The 18746-nt window shown below is 67.7% G+C and carries 16 protein-coding genes; 11 read left to right on the forward strand and 5 right to left on the reverse strand.

Annotation, left to right across the window (positions count from 1 at the left end; all coding sequences use genetic code 11):
* The first annotated feature begins 468 nt into the window (after window positions 1-468).
* The 6 genes from ACQEWB_RS32105 to ACQEWB_RS32130 all read left to right on the forward strand — a co-directional run bounded on the left by ACQEWB_RS32105 (window position 469) and on the right by ACQEWB_RS32130 (window position 6824).
* On the forward strand, window positions 469-2097 hold the full coding sequence (locus tag ACQEWB_RS32105) for a peptide ABC transporter substrate-binding protein (protein WP_432837145.1): 1629 nt from the start codon (window positions 469-471) through the stop codon (window positions 2095-2097).
* A 138-nt stretch (window positions 2098-2235) separates the two neighbouring features.
* Window positions 2236-3168: an ABC transporter permease gene (locus tag ACQEWB_RS32110; protein WP_432837147.1), complete on the forward strand. Its 933-nt coding sequence runs from the start codon at window positions 2236-2238 to the stop codon at window positions 3166-3168.
* Window positions 3161-4111, forward strand: a complete 951-nt coding sequence (locus tag ACQEWB_RS32115) for an ABC transporter permease (protein ID WP_432837149.1) — start codon at window positions 3161-3163, stop codon at window positions 4109-4111. The genes ACQEWB_RS32110 and ACQEWB_RS32115 overlap by 8 nt, the downstream gene beginning before the upstream one ends.
* An 11-nt stretch (window positions 4112-4122) precedes the next feature.
* A complete protein-coding gene (locus ACQEWB_RS32120) occupies window positions 4123-5172 on the forward strand; it encodes an ABC transporter ATP-binding protein (protein ID WP_432837151.1) in 1050 nt (349 codons plus the stop codon).
* Window positions 5165-6313, forward strand: coding sequence for an ABC transporter ATP-binding protein (locus ACQEWB_RS32125; protein ID WP_432837153.1), 1149 nt, complete (start codon window positions 5165-5167; stop codon window positions 6311-6313). Before ACQEWB_RS32120 ends, ACQEWB_RS32125 begins: the two co-directional genes overlap by 8 nt.
* Window positions 6314-6434: 121 nt before the next feature.
* A complete protein-coding gene (locus tag ACQEWB_RS32130; protein WP_432837155.1) occupies window positions 6435-6824 on the forward strand; it encodes a VOC family protein in 390 nt (129 codons plus the stop codon).
* Here the strand turns inward: ACQEWB_RS32130 and ACQEWB_RS32135 are convergent.
* The 5 genes from ACQEWB_RS32135 to ACQEWB_RS32155 are packed head-to-tail and all read right to left on the reverse strand — an operon-like array spanning window position 6817 to window position 12631.
* The gene (locus tag ACQEWB_RS32135; protein ID WP_432837157.1) at window positions 6817-7806 is read right to left on the reverse strand and encodes an ABC transporter ATP-binding protein; all 990 of its coding nucleotides are present in this window, start codon (window positions 7804-7806) and stop codon (window positions 6817-6819) included. The two genes, ACQEWB_RS32130 and ACQEWB_RS32135, sit on opposite strands and share 8 nt — an antisense overlap.
* The gene (locus ACQEWB_RS32140; RefSeq protein WP_432837159.1) at window positions 7803-8801 is read right to left on the reverse strand and encodes an ABC transporter ATP-binding protein; all 999 of its coding nucleotides are present in this window, start codon (window positions 8799-8801) and stop codon (window positions 7803-7805) included. The genes ACQEWB_RS32135 and ACQEWB_RS32140 overlap by 4 nt, the downstream gene beginning before the upstream one ends.
* Window positions 8798-9724 carry an ABC transporter permease gene (locus tag ACQEWB_RS32145; protein WP_432837161.1) on the reverse strand — a complete coding sequence of 309 codons (927 nt, stop codon included), beginning with the start codon at window positions 9722-9724 and terminating at the stop codon, window positions 8798-8800. The genes ACQEWB_RS32140 and ACQEWB_RS32145 overlap by 4 nt, the downstream gene beginning before the upstream one ends.
* On the reverse strand, window positions 9721-10752 hold the full coding sequence (locus ACQEWB_RS32150) for an ABC transporter permease (RefSeq protein WP_432837163.1): 1032 nt from the start codon (window positions 10750-10752) through the stop codon (window positions 9721-9723). The genes ACQEWB_RS32145 and ACQEWB_RS32150 overlap by 4 nt, the downstream gene beginning before the upstream one ends.
* 7 nt (window positions 10753-10759) lie before the next feature.
* Entirely contained in the window at window positions 10760-12631 is a 1872-nt protein-coding gene (locus ACQEWB_RS32155) for an ABC transporter substrate-binding protein (RefSeq protein ID WP_432837165.1), read from the reverse strand.
* A 355-nt stretch (window positions 12632-12986) separates the two neighbouring features.
* On the opposite strand from ACQEWB_RS32155, the gene ACQEWB_RS32160 reads away from it, so the two are divergent.
* Genes ACQEWB_RS32160 through ACQEWB_RS32180 form a run of 5 tightly spaced genes read left to right on the forward strand, consistent with a single transcriptional unit; the run spans window position 12987 to window position 18634 of the window.
* Window positions 12987-14621 carry a peptide ABC transporter substrate-binding protein gene (locus ACQEWB_RS32160; RefSeq protein ID WP_432837167.1) on the forward strand — a complete coding sequence of 545 codons (1635 nt, stop codon included), beginning with the start codon at window positions 12987-12989 and terminating at the stop codon, window positions 14619-14621.
* A gap of 6 nt (window positions 14622-14627) precedes the next feature.
* A complete protein-coding gene (locus tag ACQEWB_RS32165; protein WP_432837169.1) occupies window positions 14628-15554 on the forward strand; it encodes an ABC transporter permease in 927 nt (308 codons plus the stop codon).
* A complete protein-coding gene (locus tag ACQEWB_RS32170; protein ID WP_432837171.1) occupies window positions 15547-16554 on the forward strand; it encodes an ABC transporter permease in 1008 nt (335 codons plus the stop codon). Before ACQEWB_RS32165 ends, ACQEWB_RS32170 begins: the two co-directional genes overlap by 8 nt.
* A gap of 9 nt (window positions 16555-16563) precedes the next feature.
* Window positions 16564-17538, forward strand: a complete 975-nt coding sequence (locus tag ACQEWB_RS32175; RefSeq protein WP_432837173.1) for an ABC transporter ATP-binding protein — start codon at window positions 16564-16566, stop codon at window positions 17536-17538.
* On the forward strand, window positions 17531-18634 hold the full coding sequence (locus ACQEWB_RS32180; RefSeq protein WP_432837175.1) for an ABC transporter ATP-binding protein: 1104 nt from the start codon (window positions 17531-17533) through the stop codon (window positions 18632-18634). The genes ACQEWB_RS32175 and ACQEWB_RS32180 overlap by 8 nt, the downstream gene beginning before the upstream one ends.
* Window positions 18635-18746: the final 112 nt, after the last annotated feature.

Consider the following 18746-nt stretch of genomic DNA (forward strand, 5'->3'; position numbering starts at 1 on the left):
TCGAACCGCACTAGGCTTCTGCCAGGGTGAGAACTGTCCCTCCGCTGTGCGCTCCGCCAACTGCCTTGAGAAGAAGGCCTGTTGGCCGAAAGCGGCCCGTCGTGCGCCCATACACAGCGAACTTGGATCCGCAAGCGAATTTTCATGCCCTTCGCGTTCGGTATACGGACATGCAGGTCCGATAGGTGTGTAACAAGTCCGTTTCGCAGGGATCTTTCGTCAAACCGTTTGTCCGGATTTTGGAAGATGTTCGGTTCAGGTGTGATCGAACCGAGACCTTTTCAGTGTGGTTCGGCCACGGCGCATGGCAGATAGTTAGGCGCGTAGAGCTCGGATCAACGGGTCACGCGTCGCAGGCGGCGCCGACTCACGAGCGCGGGGGCACTTGACCGTTTCAGGCACCGGTGACGGTGACGTGTCATGTGCTCCTCCATGCGGTGAACCAATGGACTCATGAGGAGGAGCCCCATGCGTGGTGCCAAGAGCGCCAAGTGGGTTGCGATAGCTGCGGTTGTGGCGCTGGGGGCCACTGCGTGTGGCGGTGGCAGTGACGACAAGGGCAGCGACAGCAAGGCCGCTGTCGACCCGGCCGGAAAGTTCTCGGTCGAGGTGGGCGAGCCGCAGAACCCGCTGCAGCCGGCCAACACCATGGAGTCCAACGGCAGCATCGTCATCCGCTCGCTGTTCTCGGGCCTGGTCGACTACGACTCGAGCGGCAAGATCGTGATGGTCAACGCCCAGTCGGTCGACTCCACGGACAACAAGACCTTCACGGTCAAGCTGAAGTCCGGCTGGAAGTTCCACGACGGCACCCCGGTGACCGCCGACTCCTACGTCAAGGCGTGGAACTGGGCCGCGAACCCGGCCAACAAGCAGACCAACAGCTTCTGGTTCTCCGACATCCAGGGCTACGACGACGTCGCGCCGGCCAAGGGCAAGCCGAAGGCCACGACCCTCTCCGGTCTGAAGGTCGTCGACGACAGCACCTTCACCATCACGCTGTCGAAGGCGCTGCCGTACTTCGTCTACAAGCTCGGCTACGAGGTCTTCGACCCGCTGCCCGCGTCCTTCTACAAGGACCCGAAGGCGGCCGGCGAGCACCCGATCGGCAACGGGCCCTACAAGTTCGTCAGCTGGCAGCACAAGAAGCAGATCGAGGTCGCCAAGTTCGACGGCTACAAGGGCCCGAACGCCGCGAAGAACGGCGGTGTGATCTTCAAGAACTACACCAGCCTCGAGACGGCGTACGAGGACCTCAAGTCCGGCAACGTCGACGTGCTGCGCCAGATCGCGCCCAAGGACCTGCCGGTCTACAAGTCGGACCTCGGCGACCGCGCGGTGGACCAGGCCTACTCCGCGATCCAGACGATCGCCGTGGCCTACTACACCAAGCAGTGGAAGGACATCGACCCCAAGGTCATCCAGGGTCTGTCCATGGCCATCGACCGCAACACCATCACCAAGACGGTGCTGCAGGGCACGCGTGAGCCCGCAACGGGCTGGGTCGCCAAGGGCGTTCTCGGCTACCAGCCGAACGCGGCCGGCGACGTCACGACGTACAACCCGACGAAGGCCAAGGCGCTCATCAAGGAGGGCGGCGGTGTTCCGGGCAACCAGATCTACATCCAGTACAACGCCGACGGCGGCCACAAGGAGTGGGTGGAGGCGGTCTGCAACTCCATCACCAACGCCACCGGCGTGAAGTGCTCCGGCGACTCGAAGGCCGACTTCCAGGCCGACCTGAACGCGCGTGACGCGAAGCAGGTCAAGTCGCTGTACCGCTCGGGCTGGGTGCTGGACTACCCGTTCAACGCCAACTTCATCCGTGACCTGTACGGCACGGAGTCGGACGGCAACCAGGGCGGCTTCTCCAACAAGACGATCGACAGCGAGATCGCCGCGGCCGACGCCGCGCCGACGCTGGAGGACTCGGAGAAGAAGTACCAGGAGATCGAGAAGCAGCTCCCGAACTACATGCCGAGCATTCCGCTCTGGTACTACAAGGTCAACGCGGGCTACTCGGAGAACGTCACCGGCGTCAAGTACGCCCAGGACGGCGACCCGATCCTGACCGGCGTTCAGGTCAAGAAGAAGTAACCACAAGCCCGTACCCGGGGCGCGGCTGCTCGCGCCCCGGGCAACGGCAGTGGCTGGGGGGCCCTTTCCATGCGCATCAATCACCGGTGCGCGGGGAAAGGGCCCGTTGGCTGCCGCTGTGACTGACATGGAGGCACGATGGGGCGCTACGTCGCACGACGACTGCTCCAGATGATCCCGGTCTTCATCGGGACAACCCTGCTGATCTTCCTCATGGTGTACGCCCTGCCCGGTGACCCCGTGCGCGGGCTCTTCGGCGACAAGGGCGGCAGCCCGCAGGTGATCGCGGCACTGAGACATCAGTACGGCCTGGACCAGCCGATCCTGGTCCAGTACTGGCACTACATGCGGGACATGATCCTGCACGCCGACTTCGGCACCCAGATCGCCAGCGGCCGTCCGGTGACGGACGTCCTCGGCGACGCGTTCCCCGTCACCCTCCGCCTGGCCGCTCTCGCGTTCCTCATCGAGATGGTCTTCGGCGTCGCCCTGGGCATCGTCGCGGGTCTGCGCGCCGGACGTTTCGCGGACAACGCGATCCTGCTGGTCACCCTGGTGCTGATCTCGGTGCCGGTGTTCGTCCTCGGCTACATCCTCAAGGTCGTCTTCGCCTTCGACCTCAACTGGCTGCCGCCGAACGTCAACGACTCGACGAACTACAACGAGCTGCTGATGCCGGCCATCGTGCTGGCGACCGCGTCGCTGGCGTACGTCACCCGGCTCACCCGTACGTCGATCGCCGAGAACCTGCGCGCCGACTACATCCGCACGGCCATCGCGAAGGGCCTGCCGAGGCGTCGCGTGGTCGGTGTCCACCTCATGCGCAACTCGCTGATCCCGGTGGTCACTTACCTCGGCACCGACATCGGCGCACTGATGGGCGGAGCCGTCGTCACCGAGGGCCTGTTCAACATCCAGGGCATCGGTGGCACGATCTACCAGTCGATCGTGCGCCGCGAGGGCACGACCCTCGTGGGCCTCGTGACCATCCTGGTCCTCGTGTACCTCCTCGCCAACCTGCTCGTCGACCTGCTTTACGCGGTCCTTGACCCGAGGATTCGCTATGCCTGACGTCACCAAGACCGTTCCCGAGGCAGCTGCCGAGGACGCGGCCGTCGCGGCGGCCGGTGGTCCGCTGCCCGAGCCGAAACAGGAGAAGACCCGCAGTCTGTGGGGCGACGCCTGGCAGGACCTGCGGCGCAGCTGGATCTTCCTCGTCTCGGCGGTGCTGATCGTCCTGCTGCTGACCATTACCTTCTTCCCCGGCTGGTACACCGGCGCCAACCCGGCCCACGGCGACCTGGCCAAGCACTTCCTGCAGAAGCCGAAGCTGGGCAACGTCTTCTCCGCCGACTGGCTGGGCTACGACCAGCAGGGCCGCAGCGTGTACGCCCGTGTCATCTACGGCGCCCGGGCCTCCATCGCGGTCGGCTTCGGTACGACCGTCGCGGTGACCATCGCGGGCGGTCTGGTCGGCATGATCGCGGGCTACTTCGGCGGCATCGTCGACTCGATCCTGTCCCGGCTGACGGACGTCTTCTTCGGCATCCCGTTCCTGCTCGGCACGATGGTCATCCTCAACTCCTTCCAGGACCGCACCACCTGGGTCGTCATCGGAGCCCTGAGCTTCTTCGGCTGGACCCAGATAGCCCGCGTGATGCGCGGCGCGGTGATCACCACCAAGCAGTCGGACTACGTGCACGCAGCCCAGGCGCTGGGCGCGAGCACGCCGCGCATCATGTTCCGGCACATCCTGCCGAACACGCTGGCCCCGGTGATCGTCGTCGCCACCATCTCGCTCGGCATCTACATCTCCGCCGAGGCGACCCTGTCGTACCTGGGCCTCGGCCTGAACGGCGTGTCCTGGGGCAACGACATCTCCGACGGCGGCAACCAGATCCGAGTGGCTCAGTGGATCATGCTCTACCCGTCGATCATGCTGATCATCACCGTGTTGGCGTTCATCATGCTCGGTGAGGCCGTCCGCAACGCCCTCGACCCGAAGATGCGCTGAGGGAGGCGTACGTGACCATCATCGAAGAAGTTTCCGTGCCCTCGCCGCGCGAGGGCAACGACGGCCCGCTGCTCGAAGTGCGTGACCTGCACGTCGAGTTCCACACCCGCGAGGGCGTGGTCAAGGCCGTCAACGGCGTCAACTACAGCGTCAGCGCCGGTGAGACGCTCGCCGTCCTCGGCGAGTCGGGCTCCGGCAAGTCGGTGACCGCGCAGGCCATCATGGGCATCCTCGACATGCCCCCGGCGAAGATCCCGCAGGGCGAGATCCGCTTCCTCGGCCAGGACATGCTCACGATGTCCGGCGAGGACCGCCGCAAGATCCGCGGCCGGCGCATCGCCATGATCTTCCAGGACGCGCTCAGCTCCCTCAACCCGGTGCTCAGCGTGGGCTACCAGCTCGGCGAGATGTTCCGTGTCCACCACGGCATGTCGAAGAAGGACGCCAAGGCCAAGGCCATCGAGCTGATGGACCGGGTGAAGATCCCGGCCGCCGCGGCGCGGGTCAACGACTACCCGCACCAGTTCTCCGGCGGTATGCGCCAGCGCATCATGATCGCCATGGCGCTCGCGCTGGAGCCGGAGCTGATCATCGCCGACGAGCCGACCACGGCCCTCGACGTGACCGTCCAGGCCCAGGTCATGGACCTGCTCGCGGAGTTGCAGCGCGAGTACAACATGGGTCTGATCCTGATCACCCACGACCTCGGCGTGGTCGCCGACGTCGCGGACAAGATCGCCGTGATGTACGCGGGCCGGATCGTCGAGACCGCGCCGGTGCACGAGCTGTACAAGCGGCCCGCGCACCCGTACACCCGCGGTCTGCTCGACTCGATCCCGCGCCTGGACCAGAAGGGCCAGGAGCTCTACGCGATCAAGGGTCTGCCGCCCAACCTGCTGCGCATCCCCACCGGTTGTGCGTTCAACCCGCGCTGCCCCAAGGCCCAGGACGTCTGCCGTACCGACGTCCCGAACCTCCTGCCGGTCACCGAGCAGGACGGCGGCGAGCTGGTGGGCCGCGCCTCGGCCTGCCACTTCTGGAAGGAGACGCTCCATGGCTGAGCTCAGCAAGAACGACGAGCCGCAGGACGCGACGCCCAACGTCTCCGAGGTCGACGTCGTTGAGGCCAAGTCCGAGGCGGAGGCCGTAACCGCCTTGGACGCGCCCGTCGACCGCGGTGAGCCGATCCTCCAGGTGCGCAACCTCGTCAAGCACTTCCCGCTGACGCTGGGCATCCTGTTCAAGAAGCAGGTCGGCGCGGTCAAGGCCGTCGACGGCATCTCCTTCGACCTGCACCAGGGCGAGACCCTGGGCATCGTGGGCGAGTCCGGCTGCGGCAAGTCGACGGTGGCCAAGCTCCTGATGAACCTGGAGCAGGCGACCGCCGGCGAGATCTTCTACAAGGGCCAGGACATCACCAAGTTGTCCGGGCGCGCGCTGAAGGCGGTCCGCCGCAACATCCAGATGGTGTTCCAGGACCCGTACACCTCGCTCAACCCGCGTATGACGGTGGGCGACATCATCGGCGAGCCCTTCGACATCCACCCCGAGGTGGCTCCGAAGGGCGACCGGCGCCGCAAGGTGCAGGAGCTGCTGGACGTCGTCGGCCTCAACCCGGAGTACATCAACCGGTACCCGCACCAGTTCTCCGGCGGTCAGCGCCAGCGCATCGGCATCGCCCGCGGCCTGGCCCTGAACCCCGAGATCATCATCTGCGACGAGCCGGTGTCGGCGCTGGACGTCTCCGTCCAGGCGCAGGTCATCAACCTGATGGAGCGACTGCAGGACGAGTTCAACCTCTCCTACATCTTCATCGCGCACGACCTGTCGATCGTCCGGCACATCTCGGACCGGGTGGGTGTGATGTACCTCGGCAAGATGGCCGAGATCGGCACCGACGAGCAGATCTACGAGCACCCGACGCACCCCTACACCCAGGCGCTGCTGTCGGCCGTGCCCGTGCCGGACCCGGAGGCCCGCGAGCACCGCGAGCGGATCATCCTCACCGGTGACGTGCCGTCCCCGGCCAACCCGCCCTCGGGCTGCCGCTTCCGCACGCGCTGCTGGAAGGCGCAGGACAAGTGTGCCGAGGAGGTGCCGCTGCTGGCGATCCCCGAGCGTTTCAAGGGCGCGGACTCGCCGGCGGCCCACGAGTCGGCGTGCCACTTCGCGGAGGAGAAGGACGTCGTCCACGCGGCGTGACACCTGCGGCGGCTGAGCCGTTGTTCCCGGTACCCCTTGTCTCAGGGGTGCCGGGAACTGGTGTTTTGAGCGTCAGCACAGCCCCGCGCCCCTTTTGCGGCGTTTGTGTACAGGGAGTGACATGTTGCACCACGTTGAGCTGTGGGTGCCGGATCTGGGGCGGGCAGTCGGAGAGTGGGGCTGGCTGCTGGGGCGGCTCGGATGGGTGCCGTATCAGGAGTGGGGGCGGGGGCGGAGCTGGCGGGCGGGGGACACCTATCTGGTCGTCGAGGAGTCGTCGGCCATGAGCGGCACGGCGCACGACCGGACGCGACCCGGCCTCAACCACCTTGCCTTTCACGCCGGTTCACGATCGGACGTCGACTCGTTGGCCCAGGACGCCCCCGCCCACGGCTGGCAGCCGCTCTTCGCCGAGCGGTACCCGTACGCCGGCGGGCCCGACCACTACGCCGCCTATCTCGCCAACTCCGATGGTTTCGAGATCGAGTTGGTGGCCCGCGAGGCTAGGTAGCCACCCGCGCCCGCGCCCAATGGCAAGCCACCTGCCCCTCCCCGCTCCCGTCCAGCACCTCCAGATCCAGGGACCGGCACGCATCCGCGACCCCCGCCCGTTCCGCCTCCCCACCCGCCAGCACCTGGCACCGCGCATGGAAGCGGCACCCGGAAGGGATGCGGGACGGGTCCGGGGGCTCGCCGGTCAGGACCACCGGGTCGCCGGGAGCCTCCGGAAGGACGGACAACAGCGCCTGGGTGTACGGGTGTCGAGGTGCCGTCAGGACCTCCTCCACCGTGCCGGTCTCCACGATCCGGCCCAGGTACATCACCGCCACCCGGTCGGCGATGTTCCAGGCCAGGCCCAGATCGTGGGTGACCACCAGCGCGGACAGGCCCAACTCGGTGCGCAGGCGGAGGAGGAGGGCCAGGATCTCGCCGCGGACCGAGGCGTCCAGGGAGGCCACCGGCTCGTCCGCGATGATCAGTTCGGGGTCGAGGACCAACGCGCCCGCGATCACCACCCGTTGGCGTTGGCCCCCGGACAACTCGTGCGGGTAGCGCAGGAAGAAGCGCTCCGGCGGTCGCAGTCCCGCACGGGACAACGCCCGGGCCACCGCCGCCTGTTCGTCGCCGCCGTAGCCATGGATCCGCAGGCCCTCGGCCACCGCCTCGTACACCGTGTGCCGGGGGTTGAGGGACCCGCTCGGATCCTGCAACACCAGCTGGGCGCGTTTCCGATACGCCTTCAGCGCACGGGAGTTGTACGCCAGCGGCTCGCCGGCGAAGCTGACGCTCCCGGCCGTCGGCCGCACCAGACCCAGCAGCGAGCGCGCCAGCGTCGTCTTGCCGCAGCCCGACTCGCCGACCAGCGCCACGATCTCCCCGGCCCCGATGTCGAGTTCGACGCCGTCCACGGCCCGGGCCTCGGGCGCGCCGTGCCGGCCGGGGAACGTCACGTGCAGGCCCCGCGCGCTGAGCAGCGGCTCGGGAGTCGTCATGTCGTACTCCTCACGTCCCGCGCGGGACCGGCCGGCGGCGGCACCGCAGTGCCCACGTGTACGCAGGCCGCCCGCCGCCCCGGCTCGCCCTCCCGCAGCCACTGGTCCTCGACCGCGCACTCGTCCAGCGCCACCGGGCAGCGCGGATGGAAGGTGCAGCCGGACGGGACGTCCGAGGGGTCGGGCGGATCGCCGGCCAGGCCGCGCGGGGCGAACCGGGAGGCCGGGTCGCCGATGCGCGGGAAGGCTCCCGACAGGGCCTTGCCGTACGGGTGCAGCGCGTTCTCGTACACCGAACGGGCCGGACCCTCCTCGACCACCCGGCCCGCGTACATCACGGCCAGCCGGTCGCAGGTGTCGGCGAGGACGGCGAGGTCGTGGCTGATCATGATCAGGCCCAACTCCTGCTCGGACACCAGACTTTCGATCAGCCTCAGGATCTGCGCCTGGATCATCACGTCCAGCGCGGTCGTCGGTTCGTCCGCGATGACCAGGCGTGGGTCGCAGGCCAGGGCCATCGCGATCATGACGCGCTGGCGCTGGCCGCCCGAGAGTTCGTGCGGGTACGTCCGTGCCCGCGCGGCCGGCAGTCCCACCTGTTCCAGCAGCTCGCCGGTCCGCTTCCGCGCCGCCGCCGCGGTCGCCCCGCCGTGGAGGAGGATCGGCTCGGCGATCTGGTCGCCCACGCGGTGCACGGGGTTGAGCGAGTGCATCGCGCCCTGGAAGACGATCGAGGCCCCCGCCCAGCGCACCGCGCGCACCCGCCCCCACCGCATGGTCAGGACGTCCTCCCCGTCGAGCAGGATCTCCCCGCCGATCTCGGTGCCGGCCGGCAGCAGTCGCAGCAGCGCCAGTGCCAGCGTGGACTTGCCGCAGCCGGACTCCCCGGCGATGCCGAGCTTGCGTCCGGCCTCGAGGGACAGGTCCACGCCTCGTACGGCGGCGGCCCCGCCCGCGTACGTCACCGTCAGGTCCCGGACCTCAAGCAGCGTCAACGGGCCACCCCCAGCCTCGGGTTGAGCACGGACTCCACTGCCCGCCCGCACAGCGTGAACGTCAGCGCGACCACCGCGATCGCGATGCCGGGCGGCACCAGATACCACCAGTCGCCCGCACTGACCGCCCCCGCCTCCCGCGCGTCCTGGAGCAGCCCGCCCCACGAGATCACCGTCGGGTCGCCGAGCCCGAGAAAGGCCAGCGTCGCCTCGGCCAGCACGGAAGAGGAGATCATCAGGGTCGTCTGGGCCAGCACCAGCGGCATCACATTGGGCAGCACGTGCCGGCTCATGACGTGCCAGTGGCCGCCGCCGAGCGCCTTCGCGCGTTCGATGTACGGCCGTGACTCGACCGCCAGCGTCTGGGCGCGCACCAGCCGGGCCGTGGTCGGCCAGGAGGTGACGCCGATCGCGAGGATCACGGTGCCGAGGGAGCGGGACATGACCGTGGCCAGCGCGATGGCGAGCACCAGCGTCGGCATGACGAGGAACCAGTCGGTGATCCGCATCAGCACGGTCGCGTACGCGCCCTTGAAGTGCCCGGCGGTGATGCCGACGACCGCGCCGATCGCCACCGACAGCACGGCCGCGAGCAGCCCGACCAAGAGGGAGACCCGGGAGCCCCAGATCACCAGGCCCAGCAGGTCGCGCCCGAACCGGTCGGTGCCCAGCGGGAATTCGGTGCTCGGCGCTTCGAGCGGATTGCCCGGCGCGTCGGTCACCCCGGTCACGTCCGAGCCGACCGTCAGCGGCGCGGTCAGCGCGACCAGCGCGAACAGGACGAGCGCGGCCAGGCCGACCACCCCGGCCCGGTGGGTGCGGTATTGCCGCCAGAACCGTGCGGCAGAGCTGCGGCGCCTCTGCCAGGCGAGCCCGCGCGGGCCGGGAGCCGGGGCGACAGAGGTCTCGGTGTCGGTCGTCATCGGCCCACCCGGGGGTCGAGCAGCGGATAGAGCAGGTCGGCCAGGGTGTTCATGATGATCACCGCGGCGGCGAAGACGAGGAACAGGCCCTGGACGAGGGGGAGATCGGGCACGCTGAGGGCCTGGTAGAAGAGTCCGCCGAGGCCCGGCCAGGAGAAGACGGTCTCGACCAGGATGACGCCCGCGACGGTCCGGCCGAGGTTGACGAAGACCAGGGTGACCGTGGGCAGCAGCGCGTTCGGCACGGCGTGCCGGCGGCGGACGAGATCGTCCCGCAGGCCCTTGGCGCGGGCCGTCGTCAGATAGTCGCTGCCCATCTCGTCCAGCAGCGCCGAGCGGGTGACCAGCAGGGTCTGTCCGTACTCGACCGCGACCAGCGTGATCACCGGCAGGATCAGGTGGTGGGCGACGTCGAGGACGTATGCGAAGCCCTCCTTGCCACCGGACTCCATGCCGCCGGTCGGGAACAGGCCGGGGATCGGGCCGAGGCCCACCCCGAACACGATGATGAGGAGCAGGCCGAGCCAGAACGACGGCACCGAGTAAAGGGTCAGCGCCAGGCCGGTGTTGAGGCGGTCGCCGAGCCTGCCGTGCCGCCAGGCCGAGCGGGTGCCGAGCCAGATGCCGAGCGCGGTGTAGAGGACGAAGGCTGTGCCGGTGAGCAGGAGGGTGTTCGGCAGGGCTTCGGTGATCTTGTCGATGACCGGGGCGCGGAACTGGTACGAGGTGCCCAGGTCACCGGTGAGCGCCTTGCCGCAGTAGTCGGTGAACTGGTGCCACAGCGGCAGGTCGAGCCCGAACTCCCTGCGGTACTGGGCGAGTTGCTCGGCGGACACCGGGCGGCCGCCGGTCATCGTCTTGACCGGGTCGCCCGGGATCAGCCGGAACAGGAAGAAGCCGGTGACGAGGACGGCGAGCAGCGACACGACGGCACCGCCCGCCTTGCCGGCGACGTACCGCGGATAGGCGGTGCCCATGCCGGTCCGTCCGGCTTTCACCACGGGCGCGGTTGCTGCCTCGGAGACCATGGACCACCTACTCGCGGTCGTCGGCGGTGGTGCGGCGGCGCATCGCGAGGAACACCCCGGCCGCGGCGAGTACGACGACACCCGCGACGACTCCGACGACCACCCCGGTCGACGAGCCGCCGGAGGAGGAAGAGGAGTCGGCGGGCACGGCCGACCACCAGCTCCAGTAGCCGTCCTGGCCGTAGATGTTGCCGGCCGCCTCCGGCATCGTCTCGATGGACTTGATCTGGTCGGTGCGGTACGCCTCGACGGCGTTCGGATACGCCATGACGTTCATGTACCCGAGGTCGTACAGCCGCGACTCCATCTGCTTGACGATGTCGGCCCGTTTGGCCGAGTCGTACTCGGCGAGCTGCTTGGCGTACAGCTCGTCGTACGTCTTGTCGCAGATGAAGTTGTCGGTCGCGCCGGTGTCCTTCGGGGTCGCGGGCAGGGCCGCGCAGGTGTGGATCGACAGCACGTAGTCCGGGTCCGGGTTGACCGACCAGCCGTCGAAGGCGAGGTCGTACTTGCCGGCCAGCCAGGGATCGGTGACGTTGTCCAGGCAGTCGAGCGTCATGCCGACGCCGAGCTTGGCCCACCACTCCTTGAGGTACTGGCCGACGGCCTTGTCGTTCGGGTCGGTGGCGTGGCACAGCACCCGGTAGTTCAGCGGTTTGCCGTCCTTGCCGACCCGCTTGCCGTCGGCGTTCTTCTTGTAGCCCGCCTGGTCGAGGAGCTGGGCCGCCTTGGCGGGGTCGTACGAGAGGGTCTGGCTGCCCGACGGCTGCCAGAAGTACGTGGAGAAGCGTGGCGGGATGTAGCCCTGGCCCTCGACCGCGTGGCCCTGGAACACCTTGTCGATGATGGTCTTGCGGTCGACGGCCATGAAGAGTGCGTGCCTGACCCGCTCGTCCAGCAGGGACGGGTCGCCGTCGCCGAACTTCTGGCCGTTCCCGGCCTTGGCGCCCGGGTTGGTGGCCAGGGCGTAGAAGCGGCGGCCTGGACCCTCGTTGACGTGGATGTCCTTCTGGCCCTTGAGGGAGGACGCCTGAGCCGGTGTCAGGGCGGGCTGGCCCGCGACGAAGGAGACCTCGCCCTTGCGGAGGGCGGCCACCGCCGCGTCCTGGTCCTTGTAGTACTTGAAGACCAGCTCGTCGAACTTGGGCGCCCCGCGCCAGAAGCTCTTGTTCGCCTTGAGCCGGACGTAACTGTCCGCCTTGTAGTCGGTGAGCACGAACGGCCCGTCACCGACGATCGGGAAGGACTTGTCGTTGTTGAACTTCGAGAAGTCCTTCACGTCCTTCCAGATGTGCTCGGGGACGATCGGCACGTCCAGGGCGGTCATCGTGGCCTGCGGCTTCTTCAGCTCGATGACCAGCTGGGTGGGGCTCGGGGCCGTAACCTTGCGGAAGTTGGTGACGAAGCTGCCGTTCGCGGTGGCGGCCGCCTCGTCGGTCATCAGCTTGTCGAACGTCCAGGCGGCGTCCTCGGCGGTCACCTTCTGCCCGTCCGACCACTTCGCGTCCGAGCGGATCGTGTACGTCCAGGTCAGCTTGTCCGCGGACGGCTTCCAGCTGGTGGCGAGGCCCGGCACCGGGTGGGCGTCCCCGGGGTCGTAGTCGGTGAGGTACTCGTACGTCAGCCGCAGGATGCTGGTGCTGAGCAGCCGTACCGCGAGGAAGGGGCTCAGCGAGTCGACGCTCTGGGCCACCGCGACGGTGAGCACCTTGTCGCCGTCGGCGGCCTGCGCCTGCCCGGGCGCGGGGTTCAGCGGTGTCACGAGGCCCGCCGAGAGGGTCAGTGCGGCGGCACCGGCCGCCGCGACCAGCCGGAGCGCACGCAAGCGCGGGCTTCTCGGGTGTGAACGCCTTCTGCCGTGCTGGTCTTGAGTGCTCATGGATTGGTGACCTCGCGTCATCGCTCGCACAGGGACGGCTTGTCGGAACCTCGGGAACGGATTTCGCCTGGTGACGCCAGCTGGGTGATGAGTGTGTCTATCAGCGGTGGTCTGCACCCGTCAACGGCGCGTGAAACCTGCGTGGCCTGCGGAAATGCCGAATTGATGTGCGAGCCCGCCAATATTGGTCCAGACCACTGAAGGGGTCCTGGTGAGGCGCTGACGCCGTCACCGAGCGGATTCGGCCACCGTGACGATCTCGTGACTCCTGCAAATGGGCGCGCCGAATGTGCGCTGTATGTGGCTTGCCCCGATATTTGCCGATAACGGACTGGCATTTCTGAGGAGGCACTCCATGCGCGGAGCCACGCACGCCAAATGGGCCGCATGCGCGGCGGCGGTCGCACTCGCCGCGACGGCCTGCGGGGGTGGCGGGAGCGACAGCGGCGGTGGTGACGACAGCGCGGTGTTCAGCTCCTCCTGGGGTGACCCGCAGAACCCGCTGGAGCCGGCCAACACCAACGAGGTGCAGGGCGGCAAGGTGCTCGACATGATCTTCCGCGGGCTGAAGCGGTACAACCCCAAGACCGGTGCCGCCGAGGACATGCTGGCCGACAAGATCGACACCTCGGACTCGCAGAACTTCACCGTCACCGTCAAGAGTGGCTGGAAGTTCAGCAACGGCGAGGCCGTCACCGCCAAGTCCTTCGTGGACGCCTGGAACTACGGCGCCTCCCTCAAGAACAACCAGAAGAACGCGTACTTCTTCGGGTACATCGAGGGCTACGACAAGGTGCACCCGGAGGACGGCTCCAAGCAGACCGCCGACACCCTCTCCGGCCTGAAGGTCACCGGCACGAACACCTTCACCATCAAGCTCACGCAGAAGTTCTCGACCTTCCCGGACACCCTCGGCTACGTGGCCTTCGCCCCGCTGCCGAAGACCTTCTACTCCGACCACTCGGCCTGGATCAAGAAGCCTGTCGGCAACGGCCCGTACACCGTGGAGTCGTACACCAAGGGCTCGAAGATGTCCCTGCGGAAGTGGGCCGACTACCCCGGTGACGACAAGGCGGAGAACGGCGGTGTCGACCTCAAGGTCTACACCGACAACAACACCGCCTACACCGACCTGATGGCCGGCAACCTGGACCTGGTGGACGACGTCCCGGCCGCCCAGCTCAAGAACGTCAAGAGCGACCTCGGCGACCGCTACCTCAACACCCCGGCCGGCATCATCCAGACGCTCGCGTTCCCGTACTACGACAAGGACTGGAACAAGAGCGGCTCGGAGAAGGTCCGCAAGGGCCTGTCCATGGCCATCAACCGCGAGCAGATCACCGACACGATCTTCCAGAAGACCCGCACCCCGGCCACCGACTGGACCTCGCCGGTGCTCGGCGAGAAGGGCGGCTTCCAGGACGGGCTGTGCGGTGACGGCTGCGAGTACAAGCCGGACGAGGCCAAGAAGCTGATCGAGGAGGGCGGCGGGCTGCCCGGCGGCCAGGTCAAGATCACGTACAACGCGGACACGGGCTCGCACAAGGAGTGGGTGGACGCCGTGTGCAACTCCATCAACAACGCGCTCGGCAACGACAAGGCCTGCGTGGGCAACCCGGTCGGCACCTTCGCCGACTTCCGCAACCAGATCACCCAGAAGAAGATGTCCGGGCCGTTCCGGGCGGGCTGGCAGATGGACTACCCGCTGATCCAGAACTTCCTCCAGCCGCTCTACTACACCAACGCCTCCTCCAACGACGGCAAGTGGTCCAACAAGGACTTCGACAAGCTCGTCAACCAGGCGAACACCGAGACCGACACCACCAAGGCGATCGGACTCTTCCAGGACGCCGAGAAGGTCGTACGCGACAACATGGCGGCCATCCCGCTCTGGTACCAGAACGGCAGCGCCGGCTGGTCCGACCGGCTCTCCAACGTCGCCCTCAACCCCTTCAGCGTCCCGGTCTACAACGAGATCAAGGTCGGCTGAGCCCCCGTGGGCAGGTACGTGGTCCGGCGTCTGCTCCAGATGATCCCGGTGTTCATCGGGGCCACGCTGCTGATCTTCCTGATGGTGAACGTGATGGGCGACCCCATCGCGGGCCTGTGCGGCGACAAGCAGTGCGACCCGGCCACGGCCGCCCAGCTGAAGAAGGAGTACGGACTCGACAAGCCCGTCTTCCCGCAGCAGTACCTCACCTACATGGGGAACGTCTTCACCGGCGACTTCGGCACGGCGTTCAACGGCCAGAAGGTCACCGAGCTGATGTCGACGGCGTTCCCCGTCACCATCCGGCTGACCATCGTGGCGATCCTCTTCGAGATCGTCATCGGCATCACGCTGGGCGTGGTCACGGGTCTACGGCGGGGCCGTCCCGTCGACACCTCGGTGCTGCTCCTCACCCTGGTCGTCATCTCCGTCCCCACCTTCGTCACCGGCCTGCTGCTCCAGCTGCTGCTCGGCGTCGAGTGGGGCTGGATCAAACCCTCGGTCTCCACGGACGCCACCTTCAGCGAACTGATCGTGCCGGGCCTGGTCCTGGCCTCCGTCTCCCTCGCCTACGTCACCCGGCTGACCCGCACCTCCATCGCGGAGAACCGGCGCGCCGACTACGTCCGTACGGCCATCGCCAAGGGCCTGCCCCGCCAGCGGGTGATCATCCGTCACCTGCTGCGCAACTCGCTCATCCCGGTCGTCACCTTCATCGGCACCGACATCGGCGCCCTGATGGGCGGCGCGATCGTCACCGAGCGGATCTTCAACATCCACGGCGTCGGCTACCAGCTCTACCAGGGGATTCTCAGGCAGAACACCCAGACGGTCGTCGGCTTCGTGACGGTCCTCGTCCTCGTCTTCCTGGTCGCCAACCTGCTCGTCGACCTCCTGTACGCCGTACTCGACCCGAGGATCCGCTATGCCTGAGCAGCCGTACGAACCGGAGGGCGCCATCGCCGGCACCGGCATGGGCGGCGCGATGGACCTCGCTACGAGCGAGGCGGAGACCCTGGAGCAGCGTCCATCAGCCGCCTCCGGCGGACGGGCCCCCGGGGGACCCGAAGGCACCGGCCCCCAGCAGAAGCCTCGCAGCCTGTGGTCCGACGCCTGGCGCGACCTGCGCCGCAACCCGGTCTTCATCGTCTCCGGGCTGGTGATCCTCTTCCTGGTCGTCATCTCGCTGTGGCCGTCCCTGATCGCGTCGGGAAACCCCCTCAAGTGCGACCTCGCCAAGGCCCAGGAGGGCTCGCAGCCGGGCCATCCCTTCGGTTACGACGGCCAGGGCTGCGACGTCTACACGCGCACCGTGTACGGGACCCGCATCTCCATCAGCGTCGGCGTCCTGTCCACGCTCGGCGTAGCGCTCCTCGGCTCGATCCTGGGCGGGCTCGCCGGGTACTTCGGCGGTGCCTGGGACTCGTTCATGTCCCGGATCACCGACATCTTCTTCGCGATCCCGGTCGTGCTCGGCGGTCTGGTCCTGCTCTCCGTGGTGACCAGCAACACGATCTGGCCGGTCATCGGGTTCATCGTGCTGCTCGGCTGGACGCAGGTGTACCGCATCGCCCGCGGCTCGGTCATCACGGCCAAGCAGAACGACTACGTCCAGGCGGCCCGCGCCCTGGGCGCCTCCGACTCCCGCATCCTGCTCCGGCACATCGCGCCCAACGCCGTCGCCCCGGTGATCGTCGTCGCGACCATCGCGCTCGGCACGTACATCGCCCTCGAGGCGACCCTCTCCTACCTCGGCGTCGGCCTGAAGCCGCCGACGGTCAGCTGGGGCATCGACATCTCTTCCGCCTCCGCCTACATCCGCAATGCCCCGCACATGCTGCTCTGGCCGGCCGGCGCACTCGCGATCACGGTGCTCGCGTTCATCATGCTCGGCGACGCGGTCCGCGACGCCCTCGACCCGAAGCTGAGGTGAGCCGCCGTCATGCTGCTCGAAGTGCGTGACCTGCACGTGGAGTTCCGGACCCGGGACGGGGTCGCCAAGGCCGTCAACGGTGTGAACTACAGCGTGGACGCGGGGGAGACCCTTGCCGTGCTCGGTGAGTCCGGGTCGGGGAAGTCGGTGACCGCGCAGGCCGTGATGGGGATCCTGGACATCCCGCCCGGGAGGATCACCGGCGGCGAGATCCTCTTCCGGGGCCAGGACCTGCTGAAGCTGAAGGAGGACGAGCGGCGCAAGGTCCGCGGCGCCGAGATGGCGATGATCTTCCAGGACGCGTTGTCCTCCCTCAACCCGGTGCTCTCCGTGGGCGACCAGCTCGGCGAGATGTTCGTCGTGCACCGGGGGATGTCCCGGAAGGACGCCCGCGCCAAGGCCGTCGAGCTGATGGACCGGGTGCGCATCCCGGCCGCCGCCGACCGGGTCAAGGACTACCCGCACCAGTTCTCCGGCGGCATGCGCCAACGCATCATGATCGCCATGGCGCTCGCCCTGGAGCCCGCCCTCATCATCGCCGACGAGCCCACCACCGCCCTCGACGTCACCGTCCAGGCCCAGGTCATGGACCTGCTCGCGGAGTTGCAGCGCGAGTTCCACATGGGGCTGATCCTGATCACCCACGACCTGGGGGTCGTGGCCGACGTCGCCGACAGGATCGCCGTGATGTACGCGGGCCGGATCGTCGAGTCGGCGCCGGTCCACGACATCTACAAGGCGCCGGCGCATCCGTACACACGCGGTCTCCTTGATTCCATCCCCCGTCTTGATCAGAAGGGGCAGGAGCTGTATGCGATCAAGGGACTGCCGCCCAACTTGATGAACATCCCTCCGGGTTGCGCGTTCAACCCCCGCTGCCCGATGGCTCAAGACGTCTGCCGGACCGATGTACCGCCTCTGTACGAGGTTGACGAGGACCGGGGCAGTGCCTGTCACTTCTGGAGGGAGTGCCTCAATGGTTGACCAGATTGATCGGATTGAGCCCATCCTGGAAGTGAGTGGACTGGTCAAGCACTACCCCTTGACCCAGGGCATTCTGTTCAAGAAACAGGTCGGTGCCGTCAAGGCCGTTGACGGTGTTGACTTCACGCTCAACAAAGGAGAGACCCTCGGCATCGTCGGGGAGTCCGGCTGCGGCAAGTCGACCGTTGCCAAGATGCTGGTCAATCTTGAGCGGCCCACCGATGGATTGATCAAGTACAAGGGCGAGGACCTCACCAAGCTCTCCGGCAAGGCCCTCAAGTCGGTCCGCCGCAACATCCAGATGGTCTTCCAGGACCCGTACACCTCCCTCAACCCCCGCATGACGGTGGGCGACATCATCGGGGAGCCGTACGAGATCCACCCCGAGGTGGCACCCAAGGGCGACCGGCGCAAGAGGGTCCAGGAGCTGTTGGACGTCGTCGGGCTCAACCCCGAGTACATCAACCGCTATCCGCACCAGTTCTCCGGTGGCCAGCGCCAACGCATCGGCATCGCGCGCGGGTTGGCGCTGCGCCCGGAGGTGATCGTCGCCGACGAGCCGGTCTCCGCGCTCGACGTGTCCGTGCAGGCCCAGGTGATCAACCTGCTGGACCGGCTGCAGAGCGAGTTCGAGCTGAGCTACGTCTTCATCGCGCACGACCTGTCGATCGTCCGGCACATCTCGGACCGGGTCGGCGTGATGTACCTCGGGCGGATCGTGGAGATCGGCCGGGACGAGGAGATCTACGACCACCCGACGCACCCGTACACCCAGGCGCTGCTGTCCGCCGTCCCCGTGCCCGACCCGGAGGCGCGTGAGCACCGGGAGCGGATCATCCTCTCCGGCGACGTGCCGTCCCCGACGAACGTCCCCTCCGGCTGCCGCTTCCGCACCCGCTGCTGGAAGGCGCAGGAGCGCTGCGCCCTTGAGGTGCCGCTGCTCGCGGTCCCGGCCGAGTTCCGCCTCGCAACCGGCCCGGCCGCACACGACTCGGCGTGCCACTTCGCGGAGGAGAAGCAGGTCGTGCCACCGGAGGAGCCGGACGGGCTTCCGTCTGAGGCGCCGGAAGCCCCGGACAACAACGGACCGGGGTGACATGGCGACACCCCGGTCCGTTTACGGCACCCGCACGGCCGTACGCTCAATAGACTGACGCGTCCGTATATCGGGATCGGGTCGGCCAAGTTGCCTGCTTGTTAACGCGGTT

The organism is Streptomyces sp. CA-249302 (assembly GCF_050936785.1).
Taxonomy (GTDB): domain Bacteria; phylum Actinomycetota; class Actinomycetes; order Streptomycetales; family Streptomycetaceae; genus Streptomyces.